The following is a 13,300-nucleotide window of genomic DNA, read 5'->3' as shown; positions in this document are numbered from 1 at the left end:
CAATTTACCGCAATTTACAGTGATTCCCTCATCAAATACGAATTGCAAGTGGTATTCTTGCGAGCCAGGAATCATATATTTTTGCAATAAAAAGCCGCCAAGAGCAATATCAGTTTTCTTAAATGTTGTCTTGGGGTAACATTTCGTTGTGTCCTGATTTTGATCATAGGTAGAACTCAGGAGAGCGTAGGCAAAATTGCACGTGTCGGACAAAAGCTACATCCACTTTTACTTCAAATAGTTATCGAATTTGTGCAAACTCTGAGAAAAATCCTGCGGTTTTGGTTGCAACAAGGCTTGTACCAACGTTTGTTCATTCCATTATTCCTGCTGATATTGGCTGTCGTTGGAATACGTTATCACTTACTTATTCAGGCAGAAACAGCAGAAGCGCATCAACTGCAGCAAAGTGCTTTATTGCAGGCACAACACTATCTCCAAAGCGATCTGACTAAAGTTAATGTCCAAGAGGATGTCGCTAGTATAGGTCGATTACTCGAGCAGGTAATCCAAGATGTACCTGATATTGAGCGTATTGTCTGGTTATCTTCACCGAAGACTATTGAGCGTCGTCGCTTGTCTCAGGTGGTCAATGCACCACGCTGGCTTGAGCGGACCATTCACCTTGCATCGGAAAGTGTCACGCTCGAGATGCCATTAAAAGATGGTCAGCGTATTCGTGTACAAATCGAAGGAAATACCACGCCAGCGTTAAACCGGATCTGGACCAAACTTTCACAGCAACTTATTCTCTCAAGCTTTTTGCTTACCTGCATCTGTACATTGCTCGCCTTGATTTTGCGCAACAACGCGCGCACGCTAGCAATGCTGGCCGATGCAAACTATCGGTTTCAGCACGGCGAATACTCGGTACGTATGCGCCGTGGCGGCACTGCAGAAGGGCAGGCGCTGAGTTCAACGTTTAACAGTATGGCCGCCGACATCGAGAAACTGGTTGTCAACTTACGCAAAAGCCAGAGTGAGCAAAGCGAGCAATTGCACTTTACCTGGCAGTTATTGACAGCACTACCGATTCCGATTTTTTTTAAAGACCGTAAAGACTATTGCCGTGGAGTCAATCCCGCCTGGACAGAGATGTTTGGGATCAGCGCGCAGCAAGCAGTGGGTCGTCCGATGCAAGAATTACTGCCTTTAATGGCGCAGATCAGCAGTCACTTGCAAATCAAAGATAGTCAGCAACTTCTGGACAAAGTAGAACTGGTGCTAAATATCCCCGCGATGAACCGTGATGTGGATGTTATTTATTATGAAGCGCCGTACACCACCAAGGATGGGAAACTCTCCGGCACCATTGGCGCGGTGGTCGATATCAGTGAGCGTAAGCAAATACAGGCAGACCTGATCGCTGAAAAAGAACGGGTAGAAACGACGCTCGATTCCATTGGTGATGCCGTTATTAGTACCGACCTTCATGGCAGGATACTGACGTTAAACCGTGTTGCGCGACAATTGACAGGGTGGGATCGTAGTGAGGCGTTCCACGTACCGCTGACACAGGTGTTTGAGCTTTCAGATCCGGACTGGCATACGTCGCTGACGATTTTTTTGCAAAAAATCCAATGGCAAAATACGACGATGCAGGTGAATAACCAAGCGTTGCGGTGTCGTGATGGTCGCCAACTAGACATCAATTTCACTGCGGCACCGATTCGCCATACTGACGGTACGCACAGTGGCTGCGTACTGATTTTTAAAGACCTGAGTGAACAGCGTCAGTTATTACGACAAATTTCCTGGCAAGCAGGGCATGACGTGCTCACCGGACTGGCCAATCGAAGTGCACTCAATACCCACTTTCAAAAAGCAATTCATGCTGCGCGTGAACAGAATCAATATCTTGCCGTTTGTCTGCTCGATCTTGATCACTTCCAGGCCGTCAACGAGCAATATGGACAAGAGTTTGCTGACAAGCTGTTGCAGCGGGTGGCACGCCGCTTAGAGCGTAGCGTTGGCGAGGGCAACCCGGTCGCTCGTCTGGGCGGCGACGAGTTTGTCGTTTTATTACAGAATCAAGCAGATCTGGCCGAAGTAGATAAAAATCTGGTGTTGTTATTGGCGGAACTGGCGCAGCCGTATCAGATCGAACAGCGGCAGACCAGTATGTCCGCCAGTATCGGCGTGGCTATTTATCCTCGCGACGATCACAGTCCGGATGCGCTGTTACGCTTCGCCGACCAGGCGATGTATCAGGCAAAAATTAGCGGTCGCAATAAGTATCACCTGTTTGACGCGCAACGTGACCAAGAGGTGCGAACGCATCACAACCAACGAGCACGGATCCGAGAAGCGTTACATAACAACGAACTTGTTCTGTATTTTCAGCCCAAAGTGAACATGCGTGAGGCGCAAGTCATTGGTATGGAGGCCCTGCTACGCTGGAACCATCCAGAGCGGGGCATTCTGGGACCGATGGAGTTTTTGCCGTTGATTGAGCAAAGTGATTTGATCATTGAGGTGGGTGAATGGGTGATGCGCAGAGCTCTTGAGCATATGCGCGAATGGATGCGTGCAGGACATCACTGGGTTGTGAGCGTGAACATCGCTGCCCGGCATTTTCAGTGTGATGGTTTTTTGGATACGTTGTGCGAAATTCTTGAGGCGTATCCGGAACTGCCAGCACAACGTCTGGAAATAGAAGTACTGGAATCAGCCGCCATTCAGGATATCCAGTCCGTGCACGAACTTATGCTGGCCGCGCAGAAAATCGGGGTACGGTTTGCGCTCGACGATTTTGGTACCGGCTATTCATCCTTGTCGTATTTGAAACGTTTGCCAGCGAATATTTTGAAGATAGACCAAAGTTTTGTCCGCGATATGCTCGATGATCAGGATGATCTTGCCTTGATTGGCGCGATCATCGGTCTGGCGCGCGCATTTAAGCGAGAAGTCATCGCTGAAGGCGTGGAAACGACTGCCCACGGTGTTGCACTCATGCGCCTGGGCTGTGATTTAGCCCAAGGATATGGTATTGCTCGTCCTATGCCTGCCAACCAAGTCGTGTCCTGGGCTAGTACATATGCCGCACCAACAGTGTGGCGCGACGTTGTGATTCATTAATGTCGTTGTACAGATCTACGGTGTAGCTTGTACCTCAGCTAGGCGACGGAGATCAACGGCGATGTTGTCGGACAAGTCTTGCAACAACGTTGAGATCGCTGGCGCAATAGTGGCGTAGTTATTATCATTTAAGACCGCTGTTACGCGGCGCTGCTGCCGCTTGAGCGGGTTTCTGTTCGCGTCATAAATGATCCACACTACATCCATGCTGACCTCGCGTGACGGTGTAATCCGTAAATCACGGACTTCCGTGCGGATCACATAATGCTGTGCAGAAGGATGGCCTTGTGGGTGCTGACTGAGCCAGGCGTTGGGTAACTGTGCCTGTAAATTTGCTTGCAGCGCTTGCCGTATTTGCTCGTCTAAAGGCGCGACCCAGCGTTGCTCATCCAAAATTTGCGCTTCGGTGGCCGACTTTTGCACGACGAGCTGCGGCCTGTTGATGGCCTCAGGGATCATGACAGAATCGATCATCACATCATATTGCGTGGTACGGGCTACCGCCTCCGTATGTGTCTCCGTTGTGGCAAAACGAAGTTGGTAAAAATGCTCTTTGACTGGGCTGGCACATCCACTTAAGGCGAACGCGAATATCACCAGCCTTAGCAGCAACATTAATCTAGAAGCGAGCGGTAAGGGTGTTGCTTTCATCATGGTTTCACTTTTTCTTTACCAAATACCAGGGCGTCAGGGTGGCGTTCTAAGGTGTCAGTCAGGTTAGCTAGCGAACGGGCGGATTTCGCAACTTGTTTGAGGGCATCGCGTAAGTCTTGCTGAACCGGCGCGTCTTCAGACAAGACCGCATTGGCGCTGGTCAGCGTGGCGCGGGCTTCTTTCAGGGTAGAAGTCAATTCCGGTGTGACCTCAGTATCGAGATGGCTACTGAGTTTTTCGGTGCTTTCCAGCGTCTTATTGAGTGTTGTCAGCGCCGTTAATAATTGAGCAGACAGCTTCTCAAACGGGACTTGATCAATTTTTTTAGTGATCCGGCCCACGGTATCCTGGATTTCTGATAGCCCGCCATTGTTGCTTGGTAAGACCGGGTACGCCCCATTCCAATTAATTTTTGCTGGCGCACTCTCCGGAAAAAAATCGAGGGCGACATATAACTGGCCTGTTAGCAAATTACCCGAACGCAATTGTGCCCGCAAGCCTTTGGCAACCAGTTGGTCGAGCAGTGCGTGCTCTTTACGGATAGTGTCATCGTCTGGTACTGGCGTACCATGTTGTAATTGCGACCGCAGGCGATCGGGATAGATACTGATTTCAACCGGAAACCGCGGTACATTGCCGTTGTCGGAGAAATCAACACCAATGGATCTTACTTCACCAATGACGATGCCGTGTAAATCCACTGGGGCTCCTTTAGATAAGCCCCGCAATGAGTCTTTAAAGTACATCAGGAAAGACCGCACCCGGGTATCTGGCGAGCGCATCGCCTGTTCGCGATTTTCAAATAAAGGGAACGCAGTACCATTGTCGGCGGGCTTTTGTCCCGGTATCGCATCCTCCGTATCCTGAAAAGCCAATCCTCCATCAATTAATGCGCTGAGTGATTCGGTCGCGACTTTCACGCCATTGGCATCAAGCGACATTTCGACGCCGCTGGCGTGCCAGAATCGGCTTTGTGTATTGACGTATTGGTCGTAGGGCGCATCGATAAAGACCCGTAAGGTGATTCCTTGACCATCTTTGTCGAGGCTGTATTGCGTTACATGACCCGCATTAATATGTCGGAAGTACACTGGCGAGCCATAATTAATCGAGCCGATTTGCTTGCCGTGCAAGACAAATTCATGGCCGACAGAATCGCGGGTCACTAAGGGCGGACTTTCTAAGCCGGTAAACTGATCTGTCGAGTCCGTCGCTACGCCCACGTCGACACTAATGTAAGCACCCGACAAGAGTGTACTCAGGCCGGAGACCGAGCCACCGGAAATACGTGGTCTGACCACAAAAAAACGGGTGTCTGAAGCGAGAATATCCGCGGCACTTTTAATTAATTGCGCCGTGACGAGGACATTTTTGCGATCCGTTGAGAGCGTAATTGCCTTGACTTGGCCCACATCCACGTCTTTGTAGCGCAGTTTGGTTTTACCAACTTCTAGGCCTTCTGCAGATTTGAAGGTAATCGTAATGACAGGCCCTTGGCTGGTGATGCTGTGGATCACCAGCCATAAACCAATGAGTGCCGCAATGACGGGAACCATCCAGACTACGGAGGGCAGCCGCTTGCGGGAGCGCACGGTCAGATTGGGAATGCCAATATCATGTGCATCGCGCACGTTGTGTAATGGCGTGGAAGGAGGCGTCGGAGGGATTTTTTGTCCCTCAGGGGAGGGTGGCACATGATCATTCATCGGTATTTATTGCATCCCAAATTAAACGAGAATCAAAATTTAACGCAGATAACATCGTCAATACCACCACGGTCGCGAAGGCAAATGCCCCCTCACCCGGATAGACGGAGGCCAAGCTTTGAAACTGTACCAAGGCGACTAAGACGGTGACAACATAAATATCTAACATCGACCACCTGCCCACGGTTTCAACGATGCGGAACAGTTGTGACCGTTGTAATGGGTGCGACTTACTACGACGCCAGCTTGTCCATAACAAAAAACTCATGGAAAACAGTTTTAACAGCGGCACCATCACACTCGCAAAAAATACCAATAAACCCAGTGGCCATGAGCCGGAGGCAAACAGCAACACCACGCCACTCATGATGGTGTCATCTTCTGGTCCGAAAATCGTTTCGGTATGCATGACGGGCAACAAATTTGCTGGGATGTATAAAATAGTCGCAGCGATCAGATAAGCTACAGCTTTGCCAAAAGCTGCGTTGTTACGTATGCGTAGTGGGGCGTCACAGACCTGACAGTGCGCATCGTTGACTTGGAAATGACAAAGTGATTCGCAAATCTGGCAAGTGATGAGCCCTGTCGCATCGCCTGTTAATGGGCGATTTTCCGACGGTCGTTGCATCGTCGTACTTGTACTGATACTTGTACTTGCCTTACCGGTAAGTTCATTAGCAATTGACATGGGACTTTCTTTCTTGTGACCACATCCAGACGTTCCGTGGCGTCAGCATACCGCCCATGATGGCTGAGACCACAATCAGGCCAGCACATGACCAGAAGGCTGGGCCGACAATAATATCCGCCAGATCTTTGAGTTTCACCAGAGATACTAGCAGGCCCAGCATGAACACTTCAACCATGCTCCAGGGACGCAATTTTTGTAGAATCATCATCGGCAGGCTGGTGGTTTGGATGCGTGTTCCCCATTTGATGTAGGCCAGAATATAGATTTCGATACCAATCTGTAAGGCTGGCGCGACGATGGTAGTGAGAATGACCAGTAAGCATAAGACATGCATTTCCCGGTCCCACATCGCCAGCGCTGCACCAAAGAGACTGGTTTCGCGGGTATTTTGTTGTAAATGCAGCGACATCAACGGAAACGTGTTCATGATAAAAAACAGAATCGCCGTTGTGAAGGCGAGCGCCAGCGTTTGATCGAGCGTTGACCTGTTACGGTGAAACAATCTCGCGTGGCAACGGGGACAGCAGGCTGCCTCGCCGACATGGAGCGATACCTCATGGCAAATCAAATCGCATTCGTGGCACACCACGAGTTTTACGTCAGACATCGCACCGGTCCATTATTTTCAGTAAAGATGGTCCAAAACGCTGCAAAAACCCAGCGCTGATATTAAAACATATTGTCTACAGAATGCATGTATCAAAAAAAATGGCATGCCTTGCGACATGCCGTTTTTGTGATCATCAGCAGCGATAGCCTTGCTGCTTATTTTGTCGGATATTTCACCGATAATTCTTTTAATACGTTATCTGCATGATCAACTTCTTTCATGACCCACAGCATATACCGAATATCAACATGAATTGCTCGGGTGATGGCGCTATCGTAATACCAATCTTTAGTAATAGATTCGTAAGTAGAGTCGAAATTTAATCCAACGAGTTCGCCATTCTTGTTTAGCACCGGTGAGCCGGAATTGCCGCCAGTCGTATCTGCACTCGACAAGAAATTGACAGGGACTGTACCCAGGGTGGCATCTTTAAACACGCCATACCGTTTTTCTTTTATCGCAGCCAGTAAATTATCCGGTGCGATAAAAGGCGCTTTACCCGTGTGCTTTTCCAGAATGCCCTCGACCGTTGTGAATGGCCCTTTGATGACGCCGTCGCGTGGACTATAAGGCGCAACGGTGCCGTAAGTGACCCGCAAGGTTGAGTTTGCGTCGGCGTAGACTGGTTTGCCTTGCGCATTTTTCCACGTAATCACCGCTTGCATGTACTGCGGAATGACGCGCTCCAGATTACCGTTGACTTCTTTACGACGCTCTTCTAGCGCGATGCCGATATCATGTAAGCGGATCGCCAGTTTAATGAACGCGTCATCTGCATGCTGGAATGCCGAGGGCTCTTTGTTTAGCCATGCCAGCCGTTGTGCGGTATCACCCAGTTCGCTTTGCTGATACAAACTAGCCACCGTTTCGGGTGTTGGCAGCAACGCATCCAGACCTGCCGGATGCGTTTTTGCGTCGAGTTTGCTATAGCGTTGCAGTGCGGCTGCATAGCGGGCTTGATCAACACTGATCATGAAAGATCGCTCGAGTCGCGTCAGGCGGGCAGCGATAAACGGCACATCGCGTTGTTGATAGCCAGCTTCGCGCTGGGCATCTGGTTTAGCCGATTCCAGAGCTAATCTGTAGAGCGTCCGCGCACTTTTCAATAGATCGCTATTGTTCGCGACAGACCACGCAAATTCTTCTTCCGTCAATGCCATATCACTGGCAATCACGGTATCGAGTTCTTTTAAAAATTCTTTGTCTGGATTGTTCTGACTAAACCAGCTACGGAACTCCGCGTCTTGTTCATCTTTAATTGCAGCGACATCTTTGCGATGAAAGCCATCAACCAGCCCTTCGGTTTTTTTTAAGCCGTTATTAATGCCTTTGACGACGCTGGCATAGCGTACTTGCGCATCGGCGTTGCCTTCGGTGGCGGCAGCAATTGTTGTGACATCGGCTTGTGATTCAGTTACCCGTTTTGGATAACTGATGTCACGCGCAAAACGGATTTCTTCGGGTAGCTTATAGCGACTGGTGCGTCCTGGATAACCGGCAAGTAAAATGGGATCGCCATTTTTTAATCCCAGTGCAGAAACCACCAAAAAATCTTTTGATTTGTACGGTACATTGTCTGGTGCAGGATCCGCAGGACGACCGTCTTTGCCGACATATGCGCGTAAAAATGCAAAATCACCGGTGTGGCGCGGCCATTCAAAATTATCGACTTCACCGCCATAGTTACCAATCTTATCCGACGGTGCATAGACCAGACGGACGTCACGGATCATTAATTGACGAATCCGGTAATACTCCAGACCGCGATGAAAGCTGGGCACAGCGCATCGATACGCTTTATTCTGTTCGCATTCCGCAATCAGGGCTTTAATTTTGTTGTCGACTTGCACATGGCGCTCTTTGCCACTCATCGTTGGTGCAACCCCTTGCATGACCAGCGCGGTCACGTCATCCACTTTGTCCGTAATGTACATCCGTGAATCCGCACCCGCTGGCAATTCTTCAGACATGGATGTTGCTAGAAACCCATCGCTGATGTAATTTTTTTCGGCACTGGAATTACGCTGAATCGCGCCGTATGCGCAATGATGATTGGTCACGACCAGACCCGTGTCTGACACAAAGGAAGCAGAACAACCGCCAAGTGATAAGATCGCACTCATTGGATGTTTTGACAGATCCGCCAGTTTTTCTGCCGGCAGCGTGATGCCAATGCGTTTTAATTCTGATGTTAAGTGCGGCAACTGATAGGGCTGCCATTGGCCTTCGTCGGCGAAAGCGGATACGGTATTTGTCATGGCAACGCTTGCCAAGAGCAGGGATAAAAGTGGGGAGAGTGGGGAGGTTTTCAAACTATGCTCCGAAATTCGATTTTATTTTTCTGGTACAACGGTTATCGCTGGCCATGCTGCTATCACAGATCGTGATGCACTCTCTGTTCAAGCTTTATTCCATGTTGTTTGAAAGCAAACGTACAGCATTAACCGTGGGGAGTGACTCCCCACGGTTAATGCTGATGGTGTGATCAATGGCGGTTTAGTCGGCCAGCATTTCGCGCTTGACGCGACGGGAAATTTCCCAGTCCAGTTCTTTATTGCGCTTTTTTTCTAAGCTGTCGATGTGGCGCAGTTTTTTGCCTTCGACAAACTCACCCGACAAAATCAAGCGTGGTTTGGCAGCAGCAGAAATCATGCCATTCGTTGCCCATTCGGAACGGGGTAGGGTAGAACCAGCGAAGATGCCATAGTCTTTGCCACAGCTGATGCCTTTTTCGCCCACGATGGATTCACCGGCCTTGATGTATTTAGCAGCGTAGACGCTGGCGGCGCTGGCGATCCAGCGACCCGCGTGGATTTCACCAAACAAGCTGCTGATTTTGCCTTTGGCGCGAATGCTACCCCAAGCGCTGATATCGCCTTGGCTACCGATAGCGCCAGCAGCGACGTTGCCCTGACTGATGATTTCACCGGCAAACAAACTACCTTCTACCTCGATATTGGTTTCGCTAAAAACCTCACCTTGGCAGTTGCAATCACCTGCCACATGGATTGCGCTAGCGGCCAGATGACCACCGACAAACTGCACTTCAGATGCTTCCAGATCATCATCGAGTTGCAGATTGCCATGACAATCCAGATCGGCACAAGATAAATAGCCGAGTCCTTGGATATCACCAAAGCCACCAAACACATCGTTATGAGCCTGACGCGCCAGAATCGCCGGATGCACTAAGGCATCAATAAAACTGCTGCCATCTTTTGCCGGCTTACGCTGATCAATCTCCAGCACGCGCACCATCCAATCGGCGCTGCAGCCGGTTTTTACCAGGAATTCAACGTCGATATTGCCACCGACGTCAAGCGTGTGGCCGATATACAGAGATTGCACCTGAATATCGCCAGTGACGGTCAGTTTGCCAAGGCAAAACACTTCTTCAGCAATCAAGTCGCCATCGATCAGTAAATCACCGCCAACAATCAACTGCGTCGTGATTGTCACATCGCCTTGGATGTGGACGTCACCTGTGCTGGCGAACTGTTTACGTTTCAAGGTCTTGGCTTGGAACGGTTCAGGTGCAGGAATGGCAGGCAGGGTCACTGCTGGCTTGGCGGCGCGTTTCGTCATGATGGACCTTAAAAGGTGAGGGTGAATGTGAATGGGTAATCAATGAGTACGGAATTAATGCTAACTCGGCACTGAAATTGATCGTCATTATCCCAGAGTTAAGGGGTAGAAAACGTCTCTTAACAGATATTTGATGCGTTCTCGCATGCGGAACTCGGCGTTGGTTACTGATACAAATTGGTTAAATCAAACAGGGCTGTATCTTATTCACCTCTTATTTGTGTTTCATTTGTATTGCGAAAGTAATATATTGTAACTATAATAGGAATCGTTCTCATTTGCATTATTGTCTATTTTTTGTGTCGGCAAAAGATATCCTGTGTTCTTTTTAAAACTATGAACCTATTTAGATTCGCTACTGCTAATCGCAGAGTAACCCATCCACAATTTCATCGCCAATTTTTGACCCGCGTGGCGATGGCCGCCTCCGTTAGTTTGCTCAGTGCATGCGGGGGGAGTGGCGCATCCTCCAACGCAGGTTCTGCGACGGGTGTGGACACCGGAATGAGTGCAGCCGCTCAAGTGGGGCAAAAGATTTTTGCAGACGTGACACTGTCAGCGTCTGGGAAAATGTCCTGTGCGACCTGTCACGATCCGGCCAATGCACATGCGCAGACCAATACGCTCAGTGTTCAACTGGGTGGCGCAAATCTCGATGTGCCCGGAACCCGTGCCGTTCCTTCATTGCGCTATCTGGACAAAACCCCCGCATTTGCCTTTGGTGACGATGGTAAGCCGGTTGGTGGTTTTACGCGCGATGGTAAAGCCCCTAACCTTGCGGTTCAGGCGGAAACCCCGTTCATGGCGGCGCATGAGATGGCAAACAATGGTCGCGCGGATGTCGTTGCTAAGTTGCAAAAGGCAAGCTATGTCAATGAATTCAAACAAGCGTTCGGTGCAAATATTTTCTCAAACACCGATACCGCTTTTGAGCGCGCCTTGTTTGCCTTACAGCAGTACCAATTAGAAGATACGGAGTTTCATCCCTACGATTCTAAATATGATCGCTTCCTCGCTGGCAAGGCCACTCTCTCCGATAGTGAATTGCGTGGTTTAGCGTTGTTCAATAACCCGACCAAAGGCAACTGCATCGCCTGCCATATCAGCACCAAAGGCAAAGACGGTTCTGCACCGTTGTTCACCGATTTTACTTTCGACAACCTGGGTGTCCCCCGTAATACATTGATCCCGGCGACAGCTAACGCAGACATTTTTGATATGGGCGTCTGTGGACCTGATCGTGCTGACCTGGCTAAACGTACAGAATTTTGCGGGGCGTTTAAGGTGCCGACGCTGCGCAACGTGGCAACCCGTAAAGTCTTTTTTCATAACGGTAAATTCAATAATTTACGCGATGTGGTGAGTTTTTACGTGCGCCGCGATACCAATCCAGAAGAATGGTTTCCACTTGCTGTCGACGGCAGTGTATTGAAATTTAATGACTTACCTGCGGCTTTTGCCAGCAACGTCAATGTCAAAGAAGTGCCCTACAACCGCCAGCCGGGAATGGCTGCAGCGTTGACGGCGAATGAGGTCAACGATGTCGTCAGTTTCTTATCGACGTTGACTGACGGCTATAAGCCTTAAGCGAAAATAATCTAACATTGAGAAAAAATCATGAAAAAAAATGTCCTCGTCCTGAGCCTTTGTACTGCAATGATTGCAGCTGCCTTTACGACACCGGCTCACGCCGATGAAGCCGCTTTGCTACAACGAATCGAAAAACTCGCCGCTGAATTAGAAGCAATGAAGGCGGAACTGGCAGCGAACAAACAAAAGACAGAGAATGTCGCCAAAACACAGCAACAACTAAGCACCACAGTTGCTGAAAATACGGCAGCGATCTCTACCGCTGCGGCCAAATCGGATGCGAGTGCTAGCGCTGTTGCTATGGCACAAACGGGCTCGGTGTCCGGCCCACAAACGGTGATTAGCAGCTATGGTGAAATCAACTACACCCGACCACGTCAGGCCAACAATCAGGCGCAGACTGACGTTGCACGGGCTGTCATCGGTCTGACACATCGCTTTGATGAAAAAACCAAAATGGTGGCCGAGTTTGAATGGGAGCACGCAGTCACTTCTAAAGATGACCAAGGTGAAAGCGAAGTCGAGCAACTCTACGTAGAACATGAAATTCGCGAAGGTCTCAGCGCCAAAGCCGGTTTATTTTTGATGCCCGTTGGTTTGCTCAACAGCAACCACGAACCAACGGCATATTACGGTGTACATCGTAATTTTGTTGAAACGGCGATTATTCCGAGTACTTGGCGCGAGGCAGGCTTTGGTCTCACGGGTACCCATGACAACGGCCTGACTTGGGATCTCGGTCTGACAACTGGTTTTGATATCAACAAATGGGATGGGACCAGTACCGATGGCAGCCAATCCCCCTTGGGCAGCATTCATCAGGAAGGCCAACTTGCTAAATCGCGCGATCTGAGTATGCACGCGGCTGTCAACTGGCGCGGTGTGCCTGGTTTGTTGGTGGGCGCTTCCGTATTTACTGGCAAAGCTGGACATGGAACCACCGATGGCGTCGCCAACGACAGTCGCGTCACCTTATGGGATATGCATGCTCGCTATAACCTGGGTAAGCTGGATCTGAGTGCGCTGTACACCCGCGGCACGATGACCGGCGTGACAGCATTGAATCAGACCTTAGTAGGACAAATTACTCCGGTGCCATCGTCGTTCTATGGTTGGTATGTACAAAGTGCGTATCAGGTCTGGAAAACAGATCGTTATAGCCTCACGCCATTCGTACGTTATGAGCGCTTCAACACCGCACAATCGTATACAGACATGCCGCAAGGTTTGGGCTTGACACCAGCGGTCGATCAAAAGGTTAGCACGTTTGGCGCGAATTTCCGTATCGGCGAAGGTGTCGTCTTGAAAGCGGATTACCAGAAGTTCCAGCAGGATAGCAGCCTTGATCGTTATAATCTGGGTGTTGGCTACGCATTCTGATCATTT

The 13,300-nt window shown here is 49.6% G+C and carries 9 protein-coding genes; 3 read left to right on the top strand and 6 right to left on the bottom strand.

Going from position 1 to position 13,300, the window contains the following annotated elements; genetic code table 11:
- Positions 1-252 precede the first annotated feature (252 nt).
- The gene (locus ACO0KV_RS11430) at positions 253-3,078 is read left to right on the top strand and encodes an EAL domain-containing protein (RefSeq protein WP_423042657.1); all 2,826 of its coding nucleotides are present in this window, start codon (positions 253-255) and stop codon (positions 3,076-3,078) included.
- A 15-nt stretch (positions 3,079-3,093) separates the two neighbouring features.
- On the opposite strand, the gene ACO0KV_RS11425 is transcribed toward ACO0KV_RS11430, so the two are convergent.
- The 6 genes from ACO0KV_RS11425 to ACO0KV_RS11400 all read right to left on the bottom strand — a co-directional run bounded on the left by ACO0KV_RS11425 (position 3,094) and on the right by ACO0KV_RS11400 (position 10,324).
- A complete protein-coding gene (locus tag ACO0KV_RS11425) occupies positions 3,094-3,732 on the bottom strand; it encodes a PqiC family protein (protein ID WP_423042656.1) in 639 nt (212 codons plus the stop codon).
- Positions 3,729-5,438, bottom strand: a complete 1,710-nt coding sequence (locus ACO0KV_RS11420; protein WP_423042655.1) for an intermembrane transport protein PqiB — start codon at positions 5,436-5,438, stop codon at positions 3,729-3,731. The genes ACO0KV_RS11425 and ACO0KV_RS11420 overlap by 4 nt, the downstream gene beginning before the upstream one ends.
- Positions 5,431-6,126, bottom strand: coding sequence for a paraquat-inducible protein A (locus ACO0KV_RS11415; protein ID WP_423042654.1), 696 nt, complete (start codon positions 6,124-6,126; stop codon positions 5,431-5,433). The genes ACO0KV_RS11420 and ACO0KV_RS11415 overlap by 8 nt, the downstream gene beginning before the upstream one ends.
- Positions 6,113-6,736, bottom strand: a complete 624-nt coding sequence (locus ACO0KV_RS11410) for a paraquat-inducible protein A (protein ID WP_423042653.1) — start codon at positions 6,734-6,736, stop codon at positions 6,113-6,115. The genes ACO0KV_RS11415 and ACO0KV_RS11410 overlap by 14 nt, the downstream gene beginning before the upstream one ends.
- Before the next feature lie 158 nt (positions 6,737-6,894).
- Positions 6,895-8,997, bottom strand: a complete 2,103-nt coding sequence (locus tag ACO0KV_RS11405) for a S46 family peptidase (RefSeq protein ID WP_423042694.1) — start codon at positions 8,995-8,997, stop codon at positions 6,895-6,897.
- A 238-nt stretch (positions 8,998-9,235) separates the two neighbouring features.
- On the bottom strand, positions 9,236-10,324 hold the full coding sequence (locus ACO0KV_RS11400; protein WP_423042652.1) for a hypothetical protein: 1,089 nt from the start codon (positions 10,322-10,324) through the stop codon (positions 9,236-9,238).
- A gap of 336 nt (positions 10,325-10,660) precedes the next feature.
- Here ACO0KV_RS11400 and ACO0KV_RS11395 point away from each other — a divergent pair, with 336 nt between their 5' ends.
- Both ACO0KV_RS11395 and ACO0KV_RS11390 read left to right on the top strand, forming a co-directional pair.
- Entirely contained in the window at positions 10,661-11,911 is a 1,251-nt protein-coding gene (locus ACO0KV_RS11395; protein WP_423042650.1) for a cytochrome-c peroxidase, read from the top strand.
- Between the two features lie 30 nt (positions 11,912-11,941).
- Positions 11,942-13,294, top strand: coding sequence for a hypothetical protein (locus ACO0KV_RS11390; RefSeq protein WP_423042649.1), 1,353 nt, complete (start codon positions 11,942-11,944; stop codon positions 13,292-13,294).
- The last annotated feature ends 6 nt before the right edge of the window (positions 13,295-13,300 follow it).

Source organism: Undibacterium sp. RuRC25W, assembly GCF_049339825.1.
GTDB lineage: Bacteria > Pseudomonadota > Gammaproteobacteria > Burkholderiales > Burkholderiaceae_D > Undibacterium.
Note: the sequence above shows the minus strand (reverse complement) of the source record. Positions and strands in the feature narration are given on the sequence as shown.

Bases quoted from the DNA above. Each gene is read 5' to 3' on its own strand.
- ACO0KV_RS11425 (WP_423042656.1), bottom strand. From the start codon at position 3,732: ATGATGAAAGCAACACCCTTACCGCTCGCTTCTAGATTAATGTTGCTG.
- ACO0KV_RS11420 (WP_423042655.1), bottom strand. From the start codon at position 5,438: ATGAATGATCATGTGCCACCCTCCCCTGAGGGACAAAAAATCCCTCCG.
- ACO0KV_RS11415 (WP_423042654.1), bottom strand. From the start codon at position 6,126: ATGTCAATTGCTAATGAACTTACCGGTAAGGCAAGTACAAGTATCAGT.
- ACO0KV_RS11410 (WP_423042653.1), bottom strand. From the start codon at position 6,736: ATGTCTGACGTAAAACTCGTGGTGTGCCACGAATGCGATTTGATTTGC.
- ACO0KV_RS11405 (WP_423042694.1), bottom strand. From the start codon at position 8,997: ATGACAAATACCGTATCCGCTTTCGCCGACGAAGGCCAATGGCAGCCC.
- ACO0KV_RS11400 (WP_423042652.1), bottom strand. From the start codon at position 10,324: ATGACGAAACGCGCCGCCAAGCCAGCAGTGACCCTGCCTGCCATTCCT.
- ACO0KV_RS11395 (WP_423042650.1), top strand. From the start codon at position 10,661: ATGAACCTATTTAGATTCGCTACTGCTAATCGCAGAGTAACCCATCCA.
- ACO0KV_RS11390 (WP_423042649.1), top strand. From the start codon at position 11,942: ATGAAAAAAAATGTCCTCGTCCTGAGCCTTTGTACTGCAATGATTGCA.